Source organism: Chloroflexus islandicus, from assembly GCF_001650695.1.
Lineage (GTDB): Bacteria > Chloroflexota > Chloroflexia > Chloroflexales > Chloroflexaceae > Chloroflexus > Chloroflexus islandicus.
This window is the reverse complement of record NZ_LWQS01000021.1, coordinates 64,749-87,381: the sequence shown is the minus strand read 5'-3', so window position 1 is coordinate 87,381 and position 22,633 is coordinate 64,749. Positions and strand designations below refer to the sequence as shown.

General features: G+C 61.5%; 20 protein-coding genes. 7 read left to right on the top strand and 13 right to left on the bottom strand.

The features are described 5' to 3' along the window. Nucleotides 1-14: 14 nt before the first annotated feature. The 5 genes from A6A03_RS00830 to mraZ all read right to left on the bottom strand — a co-directional run bounded on the left by A6A03_RS00830 (nucleotide 15) and on the right by mraZ (nucleotide 5,161). A complete protein-coding gene (locus tag A6A03_RS00830; RefSeq protein ID WP_066782647.1) occupies nucleotides 15-1,478 on the bottom strand; it encodes a UDP-N-acetylmuramoyl-tripeptide--D-alanyl-D-alanine ligase in 1,464 nt (487 codons plus the stop codon). Between the two features lie 135 nt (nucleotides 1,479-1,613). Further along, nucleotides 1,614-3,422, bottom strand: coding sequence for a peptidoglycan D,D-transpeptidase FtsI family protein (locus A6A03_RS00825; RefSeq protein ID WP_066782645.1), 1,809 nt, complete (start codon nucleotides 3,420-3,422; stop codon nucleotides 1,614-1,616). Nucleotides 3,423-3,429: 7 nt separating this feature from the next. Then, nucleotides 3,430-3,798 (bottom strand): hypothetical protein, encoded by a 369-nt coding sequence (locus A6A03_RS00820; protein WP_066782644.1) that lies wholly within the window; start codon nucleotides 3,796-3,798, stop codon nucleotides 3,430-3,432. Between the two features lie 26 nt (nucleotides 3,799-3,824). Further along, nucleotides 3,825-4,730 carry a 16S rRNA (cytosine(1402)-N(4))-methyltransferase RsmH gene (rsmH, locus tag A6A03_RS00815; RefSeq protein ID WP_066782642.1) on the bottom strand — a complete coding sequence of 302 codons (906 nt, stop codon included), beginning with the start codon at nucleotides 4,728-4,730 and terminating at the stop codon, nucleotides 3,825-3,827. Next, nucleotides 4,730-5,161: a division/cell wall cluster transcriptional repressor MraZ gene (gene mraZ, locus A6A03_RS00810; RefSeq protein ID WP_066782690.1), complete on the bottom strand. Its 432-nt coding sequence runs from the start codon at nucleotides 5,159-5,161 to the stop codon at nucleotides 4,730-4,732. The genes rsmH and mraZ overlap by 1 nt, the downstream gene beginning before the upstream one ends. A 217-nt stretch (nucleotides 5,162-5,378) precedes the next feature. Between mraZ and moaC the strand changes: the two genes are divergently transcribed. From moaC to A6A03_RS00795, 3 genes are all read left to right on the top strand, one after another. Next, complete coding sequence (moaC, locus tag A6A03_RS00805) at nucleotides 5,379-5,876, top strand: cyclic pyranopterin monophosphate synthase MoaC (RefSeq protein ID WP_066782640.1); 498 nt, start codon at nucleotides 5,379-5,381, stop codon at nucleotides 5,874-5,876. A 61-nt stretch (nucleotides 5,877-5,937) separates the two neighbouring features. Continuing rightward, a complete protein-coding gene (locus A6A03_RS00800) occupies nucleotides 5,938-6,249 on the top strand; it encodes a hypothetical protein (RefSeq protein ID WP_066782638.1) in 312 nt (103 codons plus the stop codon). Nucleotides 6,250-6,487: 238 nt separating this feature from the next. Then, nucleotides 6,488-6,808, top strand: a complete 321-nt coding sequence (locus tag A6A03_RS00795) for a hypothetical protein (protein WP_066782636.1) — start codon at nucleotides 6,488-6,490, stop codon at nucleotides 6,806-6,808. A gap of 1,049 nt (nucleotides 6,809-7,857) precedes the next feature. On the opposite strand, the gene A6A03_RS00790 is transcribed toward A6A03_RS00795, so the two are convergent. The 5 genes from A6A03_RS00790 to A6A03_RS00770 all read right to left on the bottom strand — a co-directional run bounded on the left by A6A03_RS00790 (nucleotide 7,858) and on the right by A6A03_RS00770 (nucleotide 12,916). Then, a complete protein-coding gene (locus A6A03_RS00790) occupies nucleotides 7,858-8,118 on the bottom strand; it encodes a hypothetical protein (protein ID WP_066782634.1) in 261 nt (86 codons plus the stop codon). A 126-nt stretch (nucleotides 8,119-8,244) separates the two neighbouring features. Then, entirely contained in the window at nucleotides 8,245-8,967 is a 723-nt protein-coding gene (locus tag A6A03_RS00785) for an XdhC family protein (protein ID WP_066782632.1), read from the bottom strand. A gap of 340 nt (nucleotides 8,968-9,307) precedes the next feature. Further along, nucleotides 9,308-9,619 (bottom strand): XdhC family protein, encoded by a 312-nt coding sequence (locus A6A03_RS00780; protein ID WP_066782631.1) that lies wholly within the window; start codon nucleotides 9,617-9,619, stop codon nucleotides 9,308-9,310. A gap of 21 nt (nucleotides 9,620-9,640) precedes the next feature. Further along, a complete protein-coding gene (locus A6A03_RS00775) occupies nucleotides 9,641-11,788 on the bottom strand; it encodes a TRAP transporter permease (RefSeq protein WP_066782630.1) in 2,148 nt (715 codons plus the stop codon). An 87-nt stretch (nucleotides 11,789-11,875) separates the two neighbouring features. Then, the gene (locus A6A03_RS00770; protein WP_066782628.1) at nucleotides 11,876-12,916 is read right to left on the bottom strand and encodes a TAXI family TRAP transporter solute-binding subunit; all 1,041 of its coding nucleotides are present in this window, start codon (nucleotides 12,914-12,916) and stop codon (nucleotides 11,876-11,878) included. 116 nt (nucleotides 12,917-13,032) lie between these two features. Here A6A03_RS00770 and A6A03_RS00765 point away from each other — a divergent pair, with 116 nt between their 5' ends. After that, on the top strand, nucleotides 13,033-13,914 hold the full coding sequence (locus A6A03_RS00765) for an alpha/beta fold hydrolase (RefSeq protein WP_066782626.1): 882 nt from the start codon (nucleotides 13,033-13,035) through the stop codon (nucleotides 13,912-13,914). A gap of 689 nt (nucleotides 13,915-14,603) precedes the next feature. On the opposite strand, the gene A6A03_RS00760 is transcribed toward A6A03_RS00765, so the two are convergent. The 3 genes from A6A03_RS00760 to A6A03_RS00750 form a co-directional block, all read right to left on the bottom strand. Then, nucleotides 14,604-15,326: a hypothetical protein gene (locus tag A6A03_RS00760; RefSeq protein WP_066782624.1), complete on the bottom strand. Its 723-nt coding sequence runs from the start codon at nucleotides 15,324-15,326 to the stop codon at nucleotides 14,604-14,606. Further along, nucleotides 15,323-16,531: a vWA domain-containing protein gene (locus tag A6A03_RS00755; protein WP_066782622.1), complete on the bottom strand. Its 1,209-nt coding sequence runs from the start codon at nucleotides 16,529-16,531 to the stop codon at nucleotides 15,323-15,325. The genes A6A03_RS00760 and A6A03_RS00755 overlap by 4 nt, the downstream gene beginning before the upstream one ends. 215 nt (nucleotides 16,532-16,746) lie before the next feature. After that, nucleotides 16,747-17,619: a DMT family transporter gene (locus A6A03_RS00750; RefSeq protein WP_066782620.1), complete on the bottom strand. Its 873-nt coding sequence runs from the start codon at nucleotides 17,617-17,619 to the stop codon at nucleotides 16,747-16,749. A 211-nt stretch (nucleotides 17,620-17,830) separates the two neighbouring features. On the opposite strand from A6A03_RS00750, the gene A6A03_RS00745 reads away from it, so the two are divergent. The 3 genes from A6A03_RS00745 to A6A03_RS00735 all read left to right on the top strand — a co-directional run bounded on the left by A6A03_RS00745 (nucleotide 17,831) and on the right by A6A03_RS00735 (nucleotide 22,617). Further along, nucleotides 17,831-21,262, top strand: a complete 3,432-nt coding sequence (locus A6A03_RS00745; protein WP_066782618.1) for an AfsR/SARP family transcriptional regulator — start codon at nucleotides 17,831-17,833, stop codon at nucleotides 21,260-21,262. Nucleotides 21,263-21,340: 78 nt separating this feature from the next. Continuing rightward, complete coding sequence (locus tag A6A03_RS00740; RefSeq protein ID WP_066782616.1) at nucleotides 21,341-21,763, top strand: MarR family winged helix-turn-helix transcriptional regulator; 423 nt, start codon at nucleotides 21,341-21,343, stop codon at nucleotides 21,761-21,763. 434 nt (nucleotides 21,764-22,197) lie between these two features. Further along, entirely contained in the window at nucleotides 22,198-22,617 is a 420-nt protein-coding gene (locus A6A03_RS00735) for a DUF6069 family protein (RefSeq protein WP_066782613.1), read from the top strand. Nucleotides 22,618-22,633 lie beyond the last annotated feature (16 nt).

The following is a 22,633-nucleotide window of genomic DNA, read 5'->3' as shown; positions in this document are numbered from 1 at the left end:
TCATGCGGTAGCGCTCAGGCTTGGAGCGCGGCAACGATTGTTTCCATCTGCACACCGCGCGATCCTTTGATAAGCAGGCAATCACCAGAGCGGATCATCTGATTGAGCAGGTCAATCGCCGATTCGTTATCAGGGCAGATTGCCACCCGATCGGGCGGCATACCAGCCGCTAACGCCGCTTCAGCCATTGTCTGCGCTTGCCGGCCCACCGCCACCAACCAATCAGCCGTCTGGGCAGCGGCAGCACCCACTTGCCGGTGCCCCTCTTCGGTTGCCGCCCCCAATTCGAGCATCTCACCCAACACGGCGATCCGGCGGCCCGGCGTTTCGGCCAACACGTTCAGCGCAGCGATCGTTGACAGCGGCGCCGCATTGTAGGTGTCGTCAATAATCGTCACCCCGGTCTGGCTCTGCACCACCCGCAGGCGCAACTGCTCGCCGGGTGCGCGCAAACCGGCCGCAATCGCTTCCCAATCCAAACCGAGCACCAAACCTGCCGCGATTGCCGCCAGCGCCGTATAAGCGTGGTGCTTCCCGATCAAGGGGGTGCGCAAACGATGCTGCGCGCCTTGATAGACGACCGTGAGCTCAATCCCGTACAGGCCATAGCTGATCACATCGGTCACGCGCACATCGGCGTGCGGCGCGTAGCCATACGTCAGCACCCGCGCTGGGGTGCGCGTCGCCATCGCCGCCACCCGCGGATCATCGGCGTTGAGGATGCACCAGCCCTCAGCCGGCAACGACTCAGGCAATTCCGCTTTCGCATTGGCAATCGCCTCGATACTGCCGAGCCGTTCGAGGTGCGACGGGCCGACATTGGTCACAATTCCGATGTGGGGACGAGCGAGCGCCGCCAAGAAGCGGATCTCGCCCGCCGCCCACATCCCCATCTCGAGCACTGCCACTTGATGGTCGGCAGTCAGCCCGAGCAAGGTAGCCGGCAATGTCACATCACTGTTAAAGCTACGTTGGCTTTTTAAGGTTCGCAATCGCTGGCTGACCACAGCCGCGACGACCTCTTTAGTCGAGGTCTTGCCCACGCTGCCGGTGATCCCAATCACCGTCGGCGTGAACATCCGCCGATGGTAGACAGCCGCACGCTGCAACGCTTGCAGCGGGTCGTCTACAGCGATGAGGAGGCACGCTTCAGGCGGAACGTTCGCCAACAACGCGCTTTCAGTTGGCTCGATCAACCGCCATGGCCGGGCTGCCGCCGCCAGATCGGGAGCCAACGCCGCGAGCGTCACCGGCGACACCAACGCCGCCGCCGCGCCGCGCGCCACCACATCGGGTAAAAAACGATGCCCATCGGTGCGTTCGCCGGCCAGCGCCACAAAGAGCGATCCCGGCGTCACCTCGCGCGAATCGGTCACCACTGGGCCGATTAGCCGGCCATCCCACGGCGGCGGCACTACCACCGCCTGCCGCGTCGCGCGCGGTTGCACCCCATACAATAAATTGTCGAGCCTGATCAAATCGCCCTCCCAACGTCACCTTGCGCGCCAAGCGCCTCGCGGAGGCCATTATAGCATCTCCCTTCCGCTCATTTCGATTGAGCGGCGGCGGCGGCGGCTGATACCAAGCTGAGAGAGCGAACGCCATACCAACACCTACGGTTGTCCCGGACTGACAAGCGACCGATCCGGCGGCACATGCGCGTACCGCAACAATTGATCGACCACGTTGTAGTAAACCGGAATCGCGGTTAACACACCGAGCGTATCTTTTTTCGGGCGATCGATCTTGACCAACACCACAAAGCGCGGCTCATCAACCGGCGCAATCCCCAACACCGAACCAATGGTATAGGTGGGATCATAGCCGCCGCCGGGCAACGGGATCGATGCGGTGCCAGTCTTGGCCCCGACCCGGTAGCCGGGCACGAGCCATTGGTCACGCCAATTACCGGTGCGCGGCCCCCAGATGACCGGGGCATAGTGGTTGGCCGCCTCGACTAGCATCTCGCGCACCGCGCGGGCCACCTCCGGCTCGATTGGCTTCCCCGCCACTTGCGGTTGGGTTTGCACACACCCGTCGTTGCGACAGATCTGTTGCACAACGTAGGGCTGCATCATCACCCCATCGTTGGCGATAGCCGCTGCCGCCTGCACCAATTGCAACGGCGTCACCGAAATCGCTTGGCCGTAGGCATTGATCAAGAAGGTCAGCGGATTGTAGCCTGCGCCGCCGTAGAAATTGACAATCCCGCTCTCTTCGCCGGCTAGATCAACCCCGGTCGGTTGGCCGAAGCCGAAGCGGGTCAGCGTGCGGTAAAACGCTTCCGGGCCGGTCAGCTCGTTAAACTGCAACGCCGCCACATTGCTCGAATAGTAGAGCATGCCGGCCAGTGTTAACGCCCCGCGCGGCGCGCCGTCAAAATTGCGCAACGTGCGGCCATAGCGCACCACCCACCCCGGATCATCAACGGTGGTGCTCGTCGTGACGGCTCCTGAACTGAGCGCAGCGCTGGCGGTAAACATCTTGAAGGTACTGCCCGGCTCATAGACCACGCCAATCGCCGGATTGCGCCCGTACACCTCCGGCGGGTACTCCTGCCAACGGTTAGGGTCAAAGAACGGCCAGCTCGCCATCGCGAGGATCGCGCCGGTGCGCGGATCGAGCACAATCACCGACCCGCCGTCGGCATTCTGCTCATCAATCGCCTGCTTCAACTCACGCTCGGCCACCTGCTGGATGAACGGATCAATCGTCAATTGCAGGTTGGCGCCGTCTTGCGGCGGCAGGGTGCGCGAGAGGCTGGTGGCAATTGGGTTGCGGGCCGGATCGAACTCACCCTCCACCCGGCCTTCCGTCCCCCGTAAGAGCTGATCGTAGTACGCCTCAATCCCGCTAATCCCCTCACCGTTCAGATTCAGCGCCCCAACCACCTGCGCCGCCGTGATCCCTTGCGGGTAGAAGCGCATCGGCTCGTAGACCAGCCGGAGACCGGGCAGCTTGAGTTCGGCCACTTGCGCCGCCACTTCTGGTTCGAGCCAGCGGGCCAAGCGCACCCACTGCCGATCAGAGCGAAGCGCCGACAGGATCGGCTCGGCGGGAGCGCCGGTCAGACCGGCAACCAACAAGGCAATCTCAGCTTTGCGGTCAGCCGGTACCTGCGGCGGAATAGCAAACAGACTTTGCCGTTCGACGTCCATCGCCAGTACCGTGCCGTTGGCATCGGTAATTTGGCCCCGGCGCGGGGCCAGCAACACCGGCGTTTCAATCTCGAGCCGCGCTTTGCTAGCCAACTCTTGGCTGCGCACTACTTGCAAATCGACCAACCGCACGGTCACGATCAACATGATCACCATGCAACCAATCAACAACGCTTGCAACCGCCAGCGGGCAAGACGCCCGACCGGCGGTGTGACAGCGGTGGTGGAAGCGTTTGAATGGGTGCGGCGAGTGGTGGCAGCCATAGTATCGTTACTCGTCTAGATTCGGGAGATTTGGAATGCGCACATAGCGCAACTGATCAGGCGTTGGTTGGCGGAACCCCAATTCGGCAGCCCGTTTGAGGCGCGCCTCGACCGACTGCACCCGCGCCAACTGCTCTTGCAACTGCGAATACTCGCGGGTCAGTTGCACCTGCTGTTGGCGCAGCTCCACCAGCTCGTAGTTCATCCGCGCCACCAATCCGCTCTGCAAGAGGGTTAACACGCTCAACAGGCAGCAGATCAGCGCCAGCAACAGCATATAGCGCGCGCCATCAAGTTTGAGATACCGTGAGAGATCGATCCGGCGCAGCCGCACTCGCCCCAACAAAGCTGGAATCTGTTCGCTTCTGACTGCCATCGCGTTTCCTCTTCTAGCCGCCCTCGTTACGCAATCCGAACGGCAACTCGCAATTTGGCGCTCCGCGCCCGCGGATTGGCGGCAACTTCCGCAGCGCTGGCCACCACCGGCTTCTTGGTGATGATGGCTAAACGCGGCGCTTCACCAGCGGCCTCAGCGCGCAGAAACTGCTTGACGATCCGATCTTCGAGTGAATGAAAGCTAATCACCGCCAACTTGCCGCCAAGGGCGAGCAGCGCGACCGCCTGCGGCAACGCCGCCGCCAACCGGTCAAGCTCGTGATTGACCGCGATTCGCAACGCTTGAAACGTGCGGGTTGCCGGATGGATCCGCCCGTGACGGCCACCCACGGCGCGGGCCACTACCGCCGCCAGATCGGCAGTAGCATGAAATGGCTGCAAGCGCCGGCGTTCGACAATCGCACGCGCAATCCGGCGGGCCGCGTGCTCTTCGCCATACTGAAAGATAATATCGGCCAGCTCGCGCTCACTCAAGCGATTCACCAGATCAGCCGCCGTCGGGCCTTGAGTCGGGTCAAGCCGCATATCGAGCGGGCCATCGGCGGCAAACGAAAAACCGCGTTCTGGCGTATCGAGCTGGTACGACGACACCCCCAGATCGAACAGAATGCCATCGACGGCGGTAAAACCGGCCTCTGTGGCCAATACAGCCAGATCGGCGAACGATCCGTGGCGCAAGACGGCCTGCTGGCCGAGACCGGCCTCAGCCAGCCGCTCGGCAGTAGCAGCCAGCGCCGCCGGATCGGCATCGATCCCCAACAACACCCCGCCGGGTTGGGCGGCTTGCAACACCGCCAGCGCGTGCCCGCCGCCGCCAACAGTCGCATCGAGATAGCGACCACCGGGCCGCGGGGCCAGCGCCGCGATGACCTCAGCCAGCAACACCGGCGTATGTTGGAACGTCACCACCATCAAATCCCCAACTTTCGCATCTGTTCGTCAAAGCGCGGGCCTTGGCTGGCAAGCCGCTCTTCGATCTCGCGCCAGCGATCAGGCGCCCACACCTCGATAAAGGTATCAAGGCCCACCACCACCGCCTGATCGGCCAAATCGACGTTTTCCCGCAAGCTCTGGGGCAGCAAAATCCGCCCCTGCCGATCCATTTCTTGCTCGGAAGCGTTAGCAAACAGCAACCGGCGCAACATGCGCGCATCTTCATCGGTCAACGACAGCGCGCTCACCCGGCGAGTCAAATCACTCCAGAACGGCAAGGGGAAAATCAGCAGACAACGGTCAAAACCGCGGGTCACGACCATCCCACCGGCCAGCTCGGCGCGAAAGCGGGCCGGAATTGCTAGCCGGCCCTTTTCGTCGATGGTATGTTCGTGCGTCCCCAGAAACACGCCCGTTACCCCCGTGTAGATGGGAAAGTCGCCCACTTTTCCCCACTTTTCCCCACCTGCCGCCACATTATAGCCGACCTAGCACCCAGTTTCAAGCGGCCAAAGCATCTAAAAACATAACAATTTGGTTGCAATGCGCGCGATAGCAGAGATCGAGTAGAATATTTGAGCGAATGGACGGGTAAAGGTTATCAAATCTATATTCAGAGAGGAACACATGAGCGAATCGGGGAACGAACTGAGCCACCTCGATGCTGCCGGGCATGCGCGGATGGTTGATGTCGGCGACAAGGCGATCACCGCACGAGAAGCGATTGCGCGCGGGAGGGTGATCATGCAGCCGGCGACGCTCAGTCTGATTATGAGCGGGGGGATGCCGAAGGGTGACGTGCTAGCGGTGGCGCGGGTGGCGGGGATCATGGCGGCCAAACGCACGTCCGAACTGATTCCGCTCTGCCATCTGCTCAACCTCAGCCACGCCAGCGTCACGTTTACCCCTGACCCCGCCGGCAACGCGCTGGAGATTGAAGCAACAGTGCGTTGCACTGGCCAGACCGGGGTCGAGATGGAGGCACTCACGGCGGTGAGCATTGCGGCGCTAACGATCTATGACATGTGCAAGGCGGTTGACAAGCTGATGCAGATTGATGGGATTCGCCTGATCGCCAAGCGGGGCGGGCGCAGCGGCGATTGGGAACGCCCCGATCCAGCTTGACATTGAACAAATGTTCTGATATACTTCAGCTCAGCAGCCATGCCAACACCGGGGGAATGCGATGCTGAGCTGGAAAACGTTACAAAAGGCGGCCTATCGACCGGCGCCGCAACGGATGCGTTGCCCGCCACGCAGCGAACCTATCGAACTGCTTGCCTTACGGTTTGGCTTTCTGCCAGCCGCCTTCCGCCACAATGATCGCGTGCATCGGGTCAGCAGCATTGCCGGGATCCGTGATGTCTGCCGTCACGACGGCGATTTGCGCTACTACCGGGTACGTTGTACCGACGGCGGCGAGCAGACCTTGATCCACGATCTGGCAACGGGCCGGTGGTATCGGCAACACGAGCGAGGGCACTGGTCGCGCTGGTAATCAGACGCTCGCGCACGTACCACATTGCCCCCACCTAAGCGCGCCCTTGGGGTGAGGATAACAGCGCGTTGCGATGCGCTTGATCGCTAGTCACTGCGAGGGCGCAAGTGCAGCCGCCACAACCGCTAGGGTCTGAGCAGCAATCTCCTGCGGTAACGTAAGCGACGCTGGGAGAAGGATCATAGCTCACGCCGTTGCGGATGCTCGTTTCTGCAACCTGAGAGAAAGAGGATCGGTTATGGCTCGTAAATCATCAGCGCCAGCCAGCGCAACCGTCACGACACTGGCACCCGTACCTGCTGCTCCCGCATCGGGCAGTGACACCCTCGTGCGCCGGCAGCCGCCCTTCTTGATGTGGTACGACGACAACCCGAAAACACCGGTAGCGCAAAAGATCGCCGCGGCGATTGCCGCCTACAAGATGCGCTTCCCCGGCGTCGAACCTACCCTCGTCTTGGTCAATGAAGCGGAAGTCACTCCGGTCGAGGGCATTGCTGTGCGCGGGATGGTGACGGTCAGCCGGCATACGTATTGGGTTGGGCAGGCGATGGCGGGGTAAGCGGGTGCGGCGTATCACCGAATGCTGCCCGATAGCATGCACGTTGCGCACGGTCGTGCGTGTCGCCGGGGGCGGTAGATACCCATCCTACACCTGCACGAGAGCGATTCATTATGGCGTGTGGCAGTATGACTGCCGCACGCCATAGCCGCACCGGGTTCCATAACCACACTACCCTCGCATGCTCAAGGGCGGACAAAACGCATGCGTGCAGATACGATTGATGGCTTTGCGATCCGCTGGTTCGCCCTCACCCCTAGCCCCTCTCCCCTGGCGCGCGTTCAAGGGCGGACAGATGTTCTGTCCGCAACCCGGCCCTAAAGGGCCGGGCTTGGGGTACGAAGCCCGCTGCGCGGGCTGCTGGCCCTCACCCCCAGCCCCGCTCCCACTGCTGCGCGTTCAAGGGCGGACAGATGTTCTGTCCGCAACCCGGCCCTAAAGGGCCGGGCTTGGGGTACGAAGCCCGCTGCGCGGGCTGCTGGCCCTCACCCCCAGCCCCGCTCCCACTGCTGCGCGTTCAAGGGCGGACAGATGTTCTGTCCGCAACCCGGCCCTAAAGGGCCGGGCTTGGGGTACGAAGCCCGCTGCGCGGGCTGCTGGCCCTCACCTCTAGCCCCGCTCCCACTGGTGCACGTTTAAGGGCGGACAGATGTTCTGTCCGCAACCCGGCCCTAAAGGGCCGGGCTTGGGGTACGAAGCCCGCTGCGCGGGCTGCTGGCCCTCACCCCCAGCCCCGCTCCCACTGGCGCGGGAGAGAGGAGCCGAGCTCAACGGTGAGGCATCGCACCGCGATCAACGGTTGTCCGCAACCACATTGCTGTCCGCCCCTCAACACCTGCACGAGAGCGATTCATTATGGAGTGCGGCAGTCAAACTGCCGCACTCCATAAGTAACCTATTGCGGTATACGATAGCCGCGCCGCACCGGTTTCCATAACCACAATACACCCGCACGAGGGCAATTCATTATGGAATGCGGCAGTGATACTGCCGCATTCCATAGAAGGCTTGGTTCGCTGACCCGGTTATCTGTGCCTCAAGCTATGCGTTCACCCCTGCGCATCAAGGTACGCCAAGCCTTCTTGGGCATAAGGATTGTCAGGGTCAAGCGCCAGCACATTTTCCAGCGCCACTCGCTGATCGGCGGGATCATCAACCGCACCACTCAGCCAAAGCCACGCTTCCGGGATTTGTTCATTTAATTCCACCAGTTCCAGCAGCAACTCGCGCGCGCGTTCCTTATCCCCGCGCACCAGCGCCTGCGCGCCTTCGTAGAGCAATTCGGCTTGACGGCGATCAAGCGGCGGCATAGTCAGGTCTCCTCGCTAGCACCAAGCGCATATTCAACGTAGACAATGGCAGCTTCCAGCAATAATGCCATCGGACTGCATCCATTGCCCCATCCGGGTATATCCGTATCTCATGTGCGTTGCCAATTATGCCGGCCTGCCCCGCCGGGCCACCTGCACTACCTGCGCCAAAATGCTCAGCGCGATCTCTTCTGGTGTCTTCGCGCCAATCGGCAGACCGATCGGGCCGTGGATGCGGGCCAATTCCTCGGCAGTAAACCCTTCGGCGGCCAGCCGCTCAAGGCGGCGGGCATGGGTCTTGGGACTGCCCAGTGCGCCAATGTAACGTGCTGGTGAACGCAGCGCCACCCGCAAGGCTGGGTCGTCGAGCTTGGGATCGTGGGTCAGCACAGCTACGCTGCTGCGCGCATCGAGCCGGCCTGCCAGCGCCTCATCAGGCCACGCGACGACAAGTTCATCAACATGCGCAAACCGCTCACCAGTGGCAAACGCCTCACGCGCGTCGATCACGACGGTGCGGAAGCCAACGACTTTGGCCAGCGCCGCCAAGGCGATGCTGATATGCACCCCGCCGACCATAAAGAGGGTTGGCGGCGGCACAAAACTCTCGATAAAGACGGTTGCACCAGAGGCCAGCGTGATCGCTTGGGTGTCGCCTTGGGCCAGCAAGGGCAGCGCCGCCTGCACTGCTTGCGCCGTTAGATTGCCATCCCCCAAATCGCCAAAGGTTTGGCCATCGGGTGTCACGGCCAGCTTAGCCCCGACCGGCCCGCCGGCGAGCACCGTTACCGTCGCCAATGGCCGGCCATTGCGCACGGCGTCGCGCACCAGTTCATAGATTGCGCTCATACGACATTGCACCCTCATCCAGCCGCCCCTTCTCGCCTGTTGTCAAAGAAGGGGAGCTACAGTTTACTGAAACATAGTTCCGCTATTCCCACATAAGGAGCGCGGGCGGCTCGCCCGCTGCGCCCTAGCACGCCATAGGAGCGCGGGCGGCTCGCCCGTTGCCCCCCTAGCACGCCATGGGAGTGCGGGCGGCTCGCCCGTTGCGCCCCAGCCCGCCATGGGAGTGCGGGCCAGCGGCCCGCACCCCAGCCCGCCATGGGAGCGCGGGCGGCTCGCCCGCTGCCCCCCAGCCCGCCATGGGAGCGCGGGCCGCTCACCCGTTGCGCCCTAGCCCCCACGTTTACCGCAGCGGCTCAACCAGCACATCAATCGTACCGCCGCAAGCCAACCCCACTTCCCACGCCGTCTCATCGGCGACGCCAAAATGGAGCAGGCGAGCTTGGCCGGTGGCAATCGCTTCTTGGCAGGCTTCAAACACCGCGCCCTCAATGCAACCGCCGCTGACCGAGCCAATCATTGCGCCGCCCGACGACACCGCCATCTTGGCCCCCACCTGCCGCGGCGACGACCCCATTGTGCGCACTACTGTCGCAATCGCCACCTGCTCGCCACGGGCCAACCAGCGGTCGATCGCGTCAAGAATGTCGTGCATTGCCTTCACTCCTCTTACCACTTAATCAGCCATGCTCGACTGCATCTTGGCTTGCCGTTGCCGGCGCACATCGTACCATTGCCATAGCCAGACGCCGCCAACGATCGCCACCCCCAACAGATCAGTGAGCAGACTGGGCCAGAAGCAGAAGAAGGTGCCAATCGCCGCGATAATCCATTCCCACCACGTCGTCTTGCGCACGAGGTAGAACATCGATACCGCCGAGAACGCGATCGTGCCAAGCGTGGCCGAGAACCACGACATCGCGACTTTACTCCATTCTACATCGACTAACGGCTGGCCGCTTGCGCCGATCATTAGGATTTCCGGCGTAAAGGCAAAGAGCAACGGCATCACATAGAGCAGCTTCGCAAACTTGAACGATGTCCAGCCGGTCTTCCACGGGTCAGCGCCGGCAATGGCTGCGCCGGCATACGCCGCCACACACACCGGCGGGGTGATATTGCTGTCTTGGCTAAACCAGTAGACGATCATGTGCGCCGCCAACAACGCCACGCCAAGGCTGGTCAACGCCGGCACCGCGATCACGGCAGTGATCAGATACGCTGCCGTCACCGGCACACCCATGCCGAGCAGGAGCGAGGCTATTCCAATCAGCGCCACCGCCGCCAGAATATCACCGCCGCTCAGGCTCACGATAATGTTGGCGAAGCGTTGGCCGACACCGGTGGCGTAGATCGTACCGACGATCATCCCGATCACACCCACCGTCGCGCCTATCACCAGCGTATCGCGCACGCCCTTCTGCAACGCTTCATTGATCGTCTTGATCACGCGCACGGTACTACGCGCAAAGGCGTGCAGCAACGTTCCGCCGCGCGCCGCCGGATTCTTCAAGTCGGCCACGTTTTCCGGCAGCATATACATCAGCGGAATGCAGGAGAGGATCGACCAAAACGCGGCATAGCCGGGGGAGTAACCGCGGACTAGCATAAAAATCACTACGAGTAACGGCAGCGATAAGTACCATTCATTGCGAATGATCTGCCACGCCGTATGCTCGGTCTTGATCCCGCTGAGGCCAAACTTCTTGGCCTCGAAATGCACCATCGTCAACACTGATAAAAAGTAGAGAATCGCCGGCACGATCGAAACAGCGACAATCACCGAATACGGGGTATTGGTCAATTCCGACATCAAGAACGCACCGGCCCCCATCACCGGCGGCATAAAGGCGCCGCCGATTGAGGCCGACGGCTCGATCGCGCCGGCCACATGCGGACGGAAGCCGGCCCGTTTCATCAAGGGGATGGTAAAGGTGCCGGTGCTGACCGTATTGGCGATGGCGCTGCCGGAAATCGAACCAAACAGAGCCGATGATAACACCGCGACTTTGGCCGGCCCGCCGGTGCTCCTGCCGGCCAGTGCGAGCGGCAAGTCGATGAAGAAGCGGCTGGCTCCGGCTTTGTTGAGAAACGCGCCAAAGAAGATAAAGAGAATGACGTAGCTGACCAGCACGTTGGCCATCACGCCAAACACACCCTCTTGGTCGAGGAACAAGACAGTTGCCACCCGTTGCCAAGGTTGGCCGCGATGGGCGAAGGTGTCGAGAATCGGTATATCGTAGAGAACAAACCCAAACCGCAAGTAGAGGATGAAGAAGAGACCGATTAAGGTCATCGACCAACCTAGCACGCGGCGCGCAATCTCGAGCGAGACGATCAAACCGATCACGCTGACGAGAAAATCGGTCTGATTATAAGCGCCGGCCCGCCGTTGCAGCGAAGGGTAGTTCAGGATAAAGTACCCCACTACCACTACCACGACGGCAATCAAGATCACATCGATGATCGTCGGCCCGCCGCGCGGCATCACGATTGCCCGTACTGGCCCCGGCAATCGATCGGCAAACCGCTCTAACCATGGCTTGGCCGGACTCTTCTTGCCCACCGCCGGATAGAGCAGCAACACCAGAATGTAGGTCAGCATGACATAGATGCCGCGCTGCCACTGCACCGGCGCCGGCAACGTGCCGGCAGTATAAATATAAAACCCGGCCATGCCGACCGCGATCAGGGCTACAATTGCCCCCCAAAAGCGGCCTAGCGAGCGGGTTGGTTTCTCTTCTTGTTCGAGGTATTGGCGAACCTTTTCCTGATCGATCTCGTCGCTGGTTGGCATCCCGCCAGATGGTTTTAGCTCAGCCATAACGACCCCTTCATGCAGTAGCGCCGGAGGGAGTCATCACTCCCTCCGGTTCCGTTTCAGCGACACCGTTGCCACTCGCCATCACGCTTACTTCAGTTCGTCAGGAATCTGCACACCCTGCTCAGTCCAGAACTTGACCGCACCGGGGTGCAATTTGTTCGCGATACCGGTAATGCCCACTTCCAACCCCATCTCTTTGGCTGATGGATGGGCCTCGCGCAGCCGATCAAGACCACCCTCAAGATACACCGCCTTCAGGGCCTGATAGACAATATCAGCCGGCACATCGGCGTTAGCCACCCACAGCGCCGTATCTTGGAAGCTCATCACATCGGTGGGCATCCCATCATACGCACCGCCGGTCAACGCTCGCGGCGAGTAGAAGGGGTATTGCTCGAAGAAGCCGCCCTCAAGACCCGGCGTGTAAATATCGATCAGGCGGATCTTGGTCGCCGTCGCGGCCTCGCGCACCGAGGCGTTGGGGAAGCCGGCCAGCACCCAGAAGCCGTCGAGTTGGCCGTCGGCCATCGCTGCCGCTGCTTGTGAATAGCCCAGATATTCGATTTGGATTTTATCAAACAGGTTCAGCGCCTTGAAGTAACGCTCAGCGCTCAGGGCAGCGCCGGAACCGGCGTTCCCCAGCGCAATCCGTTTGCCGACCAGATCGCTCACCGAGGTAATCCCACTGCGCTCAGAGACGACCAAGTGAGCAACGCCGCCGTACAACGGCGCAACCGGCATCACTTTGTTGTAAATCGTCGGATCATCGGGCAATTGGCCCAATGCGCCTAACGCCACATCACCAGAATAGACAATGCCAAACTGGCGATCGCCAGATTGCACCGAGCGCAGATTCTCGGCCGAACCGCCGGTGCCCTCAGCCGTAATATCAACACCGGGCACCTTCTCTTTGATAATGAGCGAGAGCACATCGGCGTACACCTGAAAGACGCCGCCTACCGGCCCGCCGCCAAAGGCGTAACGGAGAGTCTGTGCGGGGGCAGGGGCAGGCGCCGCGCCACCACCGGCCGGTGCGGCCGTAGGCGCGGTCGTAGGTGTTGTCGTACCGCAAGCGCTCACCAGCAAAGCCACCAGCAGCAGCCCGATCACACGCATGCGAGAAACCACGTCGTTTCCTCCTTCGCTTGTGGTCAACGGTTATGCTGAACTCGGATAGAATGGATTATACTCGAAGTAACTATCTAAATGGGAAAGAATTTCACAACTAACCATGAGGTTCGAGCGTGACGATTCTTAACGGATTTCTACCGTTTCGGCAACGGGTCGGCGGGGTGAAGATTGCCGGCGCGATCGGTGGTAGCGGGCCGCCGCTGCTGTTGCTGCACGGCTACCCGCAGACGCATGCGATGTGGCATGCGATTGCGCCGTCATTGGCGGCATCGTTTACGGTGGTGGCCGCTGATTTGCGTGGCTACGGCGATAGCGACAAGCCGGCTGACGATGCCGAGCACGCAACCTATAGCAAACGGACAATGGCCGCCGATATGGTGGGGTTGATGGAACAGTTGGGCTTTACCCGCTTTGCCGTCGCCGGGCACGATCGTGGGGCGCGGGTGACGCATCGCATGTGCCTCGACCATCCTGATCGGGTAACACGCGCTGCCGTGCTCGACATTGCGCCGACCCATCACATGTACCGCACCGCTGACCGCGCTTTTGCCACGGCGTACTACCACTGGTTCTTTCTCATCCAACCGGCGCCGTTGCCCGAACGGCTGATCGGGTCTGACCCTGAGTTCTGGGTGCGCAGCAAGCTGGCGCATTGGGGGCGGACACCCACCGCCTTCACCGAGCAGGCGATAGCCGAGTATGTGCGCTGTTTTCGCGATCCCGCCGCGATTGCTGCCAGTTGCGCCGATTACCGGGCAGCGGCCAGCATCGATCTCGTACACGATGACGAAGATGTCCGCGCCGGGCGCAAGGTGCTGTGCCCGCTGCTGGTGTTGTGGGGCAGCGCCGGTTTTGTCGGCAAGCGCTACGATGTGTTGCAGGTTTGGCGCGAGTATGCGGTCGATGTGCAAGGCCATAGCGTCCCCGGCGGCCATTTCTTGCCCGAAGAGGCGCCAGCCGAGACGCTAGCGGCGTTGCAACAGTTTTTTGGCTAACTAACTCGCACTCCAACCCCGGCGTTTCGCTACCGCAAAGGCGCAAAGCGAGCAAAGGCGCAGAGGACGCAAAGACTCTTAACGCAAAGGCACGAAGAACGCAGAGGACGCAAAGGGGGTTTGATATGAGTCGCATTCTCCACGCCCTCGGCGTCCACTACAGTGTTCCGCCACCGCAAAGCCGCAGAGATTGTAACGCAAAGGCGCAGGAGAGCCGGATGGCTATCCGGCTCCGCAGAGGGCGCAAAGGGGTTGTGGGAGAAGGGCCACCGTTCTGGTTGTCATTGCGAGCCGAGCGGTCGGGGCCGAGCGGAGCTCGGCTCGCCGCGAGGCGAAGCAATCTCCTGCGCGAGCGGGATTCTGTCACTCACAGCATAAAAACATAATATACCATCTTGGGTGTCGTTTCTTGGCGCTTCCCCTTCCACGCCCTCGGCGTCCACTACAGTGTTCCGCTACCGCAAAGCCGCAAAGCAAGCCAAGGCGCAGAGGACGCAAAGGGGTTTTGGGGGAAGAGCCATAACGAGACACAAGCGTTTACCATACAATGTTTTTGTGCCTCTTGTGTCTTTTCGTGGCGATTTATGGCCTCGACCTCCAGCCCCTCAACCCTGCCGGGAGAGGGAAAGAACCCGTCAGCGGTTATGCCTTTTGCGCCTTTTTGTGGCTATTCCTTTTACGGCTCTTCCTCACGCCAGCAGATCAAGGATGCGATTGACGATCGCGGTGTCAACCTCATCGAGACCGTAGGTGAGGCGCTGGCGGCGGCGCTCGCCTTGCCAGATTTGGCGCACCGCTTTGCGGATGCGCCAACCCTTGCGTTCAAGGTCATCCAACGCGCGCTCGACATCGGCTCGCTCGCTCTCATCACCGCGCGCGACAGCGGCAATCGCCTGCAACAATGGCTCGAATTGCTGCACGGCATGCGAGGCATCTTCTTCGCTCTCAGCGATGCTGATCAGGCCAATCGCGGCCAAGCGGTCGATGACCTGCTGCTGTTCAGCCGGCGGCAAGCCATTGATCGCAAATTGCAACGCCGCGCCATCGCCTTGCTCGATCGCCTGCCGCACTGCTGGCGGCAAGCTGGCGAGAAATTCGGGCGTCAAATCGGCAGCGATGTCTTCGGCAGCGGCGCGATGGCGCTCGGCGAAATCGGCGAGACCGAGATCAGCGAAGATCTCGGCGGCGCGGGCCAAGTAGGGCCGGGCCAGATCGGGCCGGCCCATACGGCGCAACGCCCACCCGTAGTTGCCGGTTTGCGCTGCGGCGCTGTAGTAGTCGCCCGCCGCCCAATACAATTTGACCGCCTGATTGAGCAGGTCGGTCGCTTGCGGCAGATCGGCGGCAATCAACGCTTTGCCGCGCGCAATCAACGCATCGGCTTCCGCCTTCAACTGAGCAGGATGTGTCATCGCGTCCCTCGCATCGTCGTCATGCGCTGGCGGCGCGGCGGGCGCTGCGCGCTGAGCGAGGCCAGTTTCGCGCCGAGTTGCTCTAAACTTACGAGATTATGCACCGGTAAAAAGTCATCAACGAACGGCAGCGCCGCTTGCATCCCGACCGTCAGCGGCTCGTAGCCGGGCGTGCCGAGCAGCGGGTTTAACCAGATCAAGCGATGGCACGAGCGTTGCAGCCGATCCATCTCGCGCGATAACAATTCAGGCTCGCCGCGATCCCAACCGTCGCTGATCACCATCACCACCGGACTGCGCCCAAGCACGCGCCGGCCCCAGCGGAAGTTGAACTCCTTGATCGCCTCGCCGATGCGGGTGCCGCCGCTCCAATCCACCACATGCTTGCTGACCGCATCGATCGCCTCGTCAATGTCTTTGTGGCGCAACTGGCGGGTGATGCGGGTCAGGCGCGTGCCGAACACAAAGGTTTCGACATCACCCAAGCCAGCCGAGATCGCATGGGCAAACTGGAGCAAAATGCGCGAATAGCGCTCCATACTGCCGGAAATATCGCAAATCAGCACCAGCGGGCGCGGCTCGGTGCGAATGTCGCGCCACGCCAGTTCGACCGGCTCGCCGCCAAACCGCCAGCTTTGGCGCAGGGTGCGGCGCATATCGAGCAGACGACCGGCGCGGGCCGGACGGCGGCGGCGGGTGCGGCGCGGCGGGATGCGCCATTCCATGCGCCGGATCAGCTCTTTGCAGGCTTGCACCTCTTCCCATGTACACTGGGCGAAATCTTTGTTGCGCAGCGCTTCATCACGGCTAAAGGTGAGCTGGATATCGATCTCTTCCCGCTCTTGCTCTTCAGCCGAATCGGCATCGTCAGCGACGGGCTGGCGGCGCGGCAACCGCAACTGGCGGCGCGGAATCTTGACCTGCGGCAGCAGCATCTGCATCATCTCGCGTTCGAGATCGACACCTAGCGCCTTCTTCCAAAAGAATTCAAAGGCCAGCTCGAACAACGGCAGGTCTTCGCGGCGCAAGACCAGCATACACCGCATGGTGGCCCGCAAATCCTCGCGGCGGAGCAAACCGACGTGCTCGATCGCTTCGATCAGCTCGACGATCTGGCCGGGACTGACGGCGATGCCCATTTCGCGCAGCAGATAGCCGAAACTGACAATGTGAGAGAGGATGTTACCGCTGGTGGGAGAGGTCATAACAATAGGACACGGCTATTCACGGATGTGACGGATTGGGCGCAGCCCTACCGTCATTGTAGCATAGGGAAGGTTGGGTGCGGCAGGTTAGCGTTGGTGAGATGGTCGATTACGATTAGGCATTGCTCACGCTCGCGCGGGAGATTGCTTCGGGCGGCCGGCCCCGGCGACACTGAGGCCGGCGCACCATCGCAATGACAACGTGAGGGGCTGGATCAGCGCCGCTCGGCGCGCAGATTGACCACAATCCCGGCAAGGATGAGGGCCGAGCCAAGCGCCAGCGGCCACGTGACCGTCTCGCCGTAGAAGAGTGCGCCGATGAGCGCAATCAGCGGCAAGCGGAGAAAATCGAGCGGCACGACCACGGTGGCATCAGCCAATCGCAACGCGCGCGCCATGCAGTAGTGCGCAGTCAACGCCGAGATACCGACCGCGAGCACCCACGGCCATCGCTCCGGCGAGGGCAGTGTCCAATCCGGCAATGACGGGATGAGACCGAGCGGCAGTTGGATCAGGGTCATATAGAACAGGATCGCCAGCGGCGTCTCGGTGCTGACCAGCTTTTTGGTCAGAGTATGGGCAGTGGCGTAACCAAACGCAGCCAGCAGCACAGCCAAGGCAGCCGGATGCACCAACCCCATGCCGGGGCGTAAGATGACCAGCGTCCCGGCCACCCCCAGCGCCACCGCCGCCAACCGGGCGCGGGTTAACCGTTCGCGTAACAACAACGCCGCGAGCAGCGCCGTCCACAGCGGCACGGTAAACTCAATTGCAAAGACCTCGGCCAGCGGGATGAAGGCCAAGCCGTAGAACCAGCCGTACTGGCCGCCGAAGTGGGACACATTGCGGGCCAGATGCAACGGCAGGCGGCGGGTGCGCAACTGGGTCGCGCCGCCGTAGCGTAGCGCAACCAGCGCAACCAGCGGCAGACCGATCAGGCTACGGAAGAAGAGGATCTGAAACGTGGACAGCTCGGCGGCGAGTTCGCGCCCGCCGACGGCCATGGCGCTGAACGAGAGCAACGCGCCGGCCATCCAGAGCGCAGCGCGCAGGGCGGGGTGCAGGTGTTGGACGGAAATGGCTGTCATGCCAATCATTGTAACAGGTTTCCGAACATTGGAGAGCCGGACGGCTGTCCGGCTCCCCATGGCGCAAAGGAGACCAAGGCGCGAAGTAGAGCCGGACGGCTGTCCGGCTCCTACCACGACGCAGATGTAGATACACGTGCGCGGTTGGCAATCACCGCCGGCAAGTTGTATAATCCGATCATGTCGCCAAGCCATCACCCAACGCACCATCATGACTGAATGGCACATTCAACTCTTAGGCGGTTTTGACGTTCGCCGTGACGGCGTCTCGCTAAGCGGGGCGTTTCAAACCGACAGCGCGCGCTTGCTCTTCGCGTGGCTATGCTTTCACCAACGGCAAGCCGTGCGGCGCGAGACACTGGCCAATTTGCTCTGGCCAGATCGACCGCAGAGCGCCGCGCAAAATACGCTGCGTGTCACACTTAGCCGTATCCGGCAAGCGTTAGGCAATGATCACCACGTACTACGCACCGAACCAGCTACCGTCACCCTCGACCTGCCCGGCTCGTGGCAGGTCGATGCATTAGATTTCACGCAAGCAGTTGCAGCGGTACGCAACCACTCTCACCGCTCTGCCGCCGGTTGCCCTAGTTGCCAAGCGCATGTGCGCGAGGCCGCTGCGCTGTACCGCGGGGCATTTCTGGCCGGCATCACCCCGGAAAGCGAACCGTTCCTCGAATGGTCAACCCATCAAGGTGAAGCAATGCACCGGGCCGCGATCGAGGTTTTTGGCCATCTCGCCGAGCGGGCGCTGCGCGAAGGCGACTGGCCGGCAGCGCAAAGCTATGCCGGCAAACAATTGCATCTCGAACTATGGCACGAAGCGGCCCATCGCCAATTGATGCTGGCGCTGGCCCAGCAGGGGCAACGCGCGGCGGCGCTAGCGCACTACCAGACCTGTTGTGATATATTGCAGCGCGAGTTTGGGATTGAGCCGGAAGCCGAGACGCAACATCTGGCATCAACGATTCGCGCTGGCCATCTGGCCAACGCAACAAGCTTGCCCTCACAACGCCAAGCCGCTGCGATCGACCAGTTGCCGCTCATCGGGCGGGCAAGCGAAGTGGAGACACTAGCCGGCTGGCTCAATCAGCCCAATATGCAACTGATCAGTGTGGTCGGGGCCGGCGGGATTGGCAAAACCCGGCTAGCAATGCGCGCCGCGCACCTGATGCAGTATGCGTTCCGGGATGGGGTGCGGTATATCTTCTTGCACCCCGAAGATGGCGCTGCGATAGCCAATGAAGATGCCGCCGAACATGTGGCCCGCGCCATTGCTGCAGCTTGCCACATCGAATTGAATGCTCGCCAGTCCGTGCCGGCGCAAGTCATAGCCGCTTTGCAAGCGCGTGCGTACCTATTGGTCTTCGATAGTTTCGAGCACGTCGCCGCTGCGAACCTGTTGGTCAACGAACTGCTGGCAGCCGCACCCGATTGTGTCGCCTTGGTCACAACCCGCCAGCCCCTCCAGTTGCGCCGCGAGCATGTGCTGAAGATCAGACCGCTCTCGACTACTATCACTGCTGGAGGGCTTAGTCCCAGCGCGCAGATGTTTATCGAACTTGCCGAGCGTAGTGGCATTACGCTCAGCGGCAGTATGGCGTTGGACGATATTGAACACATTTGCGCCGATCTTGATGGATTGCCGCTTGGGATCGAACTAGCCGCAGCCTCGCTGCACAGTATGAGTTTACCGGCCTTGCGCCAGACGGTCGAGCAGAGCATCAAAACGTTGCGCAGTCCGCTGGCCGACACGCCGGCTCGCCACCGCAGCTTGGCTGCCATCTTTGCCTCGACGTGGCAAACGTTGGCGGAACGCAGCCGGCAAGCGCTGGCAATGCTGAGCATTGTGCGAGCGCCATGCCCGATCGAGGCGGCACAGGCCATTACCGGCAATGCCCAAGCGCTGGACGAGTTATTTGATCTGGCGTTAGCCCGCCGGCTTGACGATCGTACCGTGTGGCTCCACGAGCATATCCGCCAGCTCGCCGGCGAGAAGCTGGCTGGCGATTTTGGTCATGAGCTGGCTAACGAAGCCGCTCGCCGCCATACCCGCTGGTTTTTGGGCTGGCTGGCCGGCTCGTACCACGCTATGCAAGGAGCGGAGAGCTTCGCCGTCCGCGAGCGATTGATCGCGAGTCTGAACGATATCGAAGCCGCGTGGCGCTGGGCGCTGGCTCATAGGGAGTGGGACTTGGCCAGCGCTGCGGCGCCTGCCTACGAAGATCTCTTCTACCTGAGCGGGCGATTGGTCGATGGGCTCGAGCGGATCCAGCAGAGTCTGGCTTACGTGAGCCACCCCAACCAACCGGCCAGCCAACGACTACGAGTGCATTTGCTGCTTGCCCAAGGGATGTTGCAGCGCTATCGTAGCGGCGGGCCAGCAATTGAGGAGATGCTCCACGAAGCGGTCAGGCTAGCCGAACAGGTGGCCGATCCGCTGTTGCTTGCCCAAGCGCTCTTGCGGCTGGGCATCATCGAGAACGCAGGAAGTTACAAAGCAACCGGTCGGGCAACGCTGGATCGGCTGCGTGCGGTGCTTGATCAATCCGTTCCAGCAGACTCGCTCGATCTCCTCGCGATCGAAAGTACCTACTGGCGTCTGCTGAGTTGGTGTGAACTCCATGCGGGCCACAACGAGCTGGCAAGGGAGTACGCGCAAAAAGCTCTCGATCTCGCCGGCCAAGCTGATCATTACCTGATGTTGGCTCGCTGCAACGAAACGCTCAGCAATGTGGTCAATGCGCAAGGAGATTTCGCCGGCTCAGAATATTATCTGCAACAGGCGCTCGCGATCTACCAGCGCCTCCGCTTGACCTATCACCAAACCAACGTGCTCGACCTGCTGGCGCAGAATGCCGATGCGTGCGGCGATTACGGGCAGGCGCAACGCTACTACTGGCAAGAATTGGCGCTGGCCCGTGAGTGCGGCAACCGGGATGCCGAGTTGGTGGCCCATATTAATCTCGGTATCTCGTATGACCAGATGGGGCACTACGAACGCGCGTTAGCGCACACCCAGATCGCGCTCGCGCTCTGCGATAAAGTGGGCAATTCCAAACATCACACGGTGGTACTGGCCAATTTGAGCCTGCACGCTCACCACAACCAACGCCACGAACTGGCGCTCGACTATGCCCGCGCCGCGACCCAGCAGGCTGGTCATCTGCTCGATCTCCAAGCCTACGGCTACGACTTCCAAGGCCATGCCTTGCTGGCGCTGGGCCGGATCGATGAAGCCGAGCAGGCATATACCCAAGCGAAAGCGCTGCGCCAACGCCTCAACTACCACCCGCTCATCCTTGAATCGCAGGCCGGCCTGACCCGCGTGGCGTTAGCGCGCAACGATCTGCCCGAAGCCTTGCGCCGGGTCGCACCGATTGTTGAGCATCTGCTCGCCGGCGGCAACCTCTACGGCGCGGAAGAGACGCTGCGGATCTATTGGACGGCTTATCAGGCGTTGGAAGCCAATCATGACCCGCGGGCACAGGCTATTCTTGACCTAGGCCGCGCCTTGGTGCAAGAGCGAGCCAGCCGGTTGAGCGATCCTGCCAGCCGCGCAATCTATCTGAACGCTGACGTGAACCGGCTGATCATGGCTGCCGGCCAACCAAATTCGTTGCGCCAGCCAACCGCCGCCTAAGAGCACGCGCACCCTTGACAAACAAACAATGCATGGCACAATATTCTTAGCCAGCTTATTATTTGCCAGCCAATAATGATGGAAGACGATCTGAGCTTCTTGCTCGCCAATCTCTGCAAAGCCTATCGCAACCAGCTCGACATTGCCCTCAGCCAGCACGGGTTGTACGTCGGGCAAGAGATGATCTTGCGCGCGTTGTGGGCAGAGGATGGCCAAAGCCAAGCCCGGCTGGCCGCTCGCCTGCGCATCGAGCCGCCGACGGTCAGCAAGATGGTGCGCCGGCTGGCCCGCATCGGTCTCGTGACCCAACGCACCGCTACTGGCGATGCCCGCGCTCGCCACGTCTGGCTGACCGAACGTGGGCGCGCGATCAGGCCGGCGGTCGAAGCGGCCTGCCAAGCGGTAGCCCGGCAGGCGTTTGCAGGGTTAACGGCGGCAGAAACCGCCGCGCTGGTTGCCGCAATGCAACGGGTGTATCGCAATTTGGCTGATCAGGCGTGAAAACGATGACCGCGGAGGACGGGGAGAATCGGCATGCTTCTCCGCCCTCTAAGATTAGAGGGTCTATCCCGCCTCGCCAGCTCTCTGCCTTACCCGTAGGGAGTTGAATATCTGGTCGCGTACAACTGTGGATCGCTGTGCGATGCTCAACGTTCGACTCTCCGCTCCCGCGCCATTGGGAGCGGAACTGGGGATAAGGGCCAGCAGCCCGCACAGCGGGCTTCGTACCCCTAGCCCGGCCCTGAAGGGCCGGGTTCCGGATCAGATCGTCTGTCCATCCCTGAACCAGTGGGAGCGACGCTGAGGGTGAGGGTGAAACGACGCATCGCAACGCCATCAACTCCATTCTATACTCATACGTTCTGTTTGCTCACGAACCGCAGGGAGCAGGGATCTCAGGTTTTGGATGGTGATTTCCAACCGAGGATATGATGATGAATTGGCTTAACCAACCGCTCGACGTGCGCCGTCTACCGCTCGCTACGCTCATCGGCGCTCTTATCGGCGTGATCGCTAACCTGATCGTCTATTTCGCCGCGCGCACCGCCGGGTTTGAGTTTTTGGCCCCAGCACCACCCACGAACGAGCCAATGCCCTTACCGGCGGTGGCGGTGATCGTTTCAACCGTTATTCCGGCGATCGGCGCGGCGATTGTCTTAGCGTTGCTCAACCGCTTCGCCGCCCGCCCGCTGCGTGTCTTTCTGCTCATCGCAGCCGTGGTGCTAGTCATTTCATTCGCCGGCCCCTTCACCCTGCCGATCAGCTTGATTGAACAGATGATCCTCAACGTGATGCACATCATCGCTGCGGGAGCGATCATCTGGGCGCTGGTGCGGTTTACGGCAGCGAAGTGAGGTTCTTCCTTGAAAA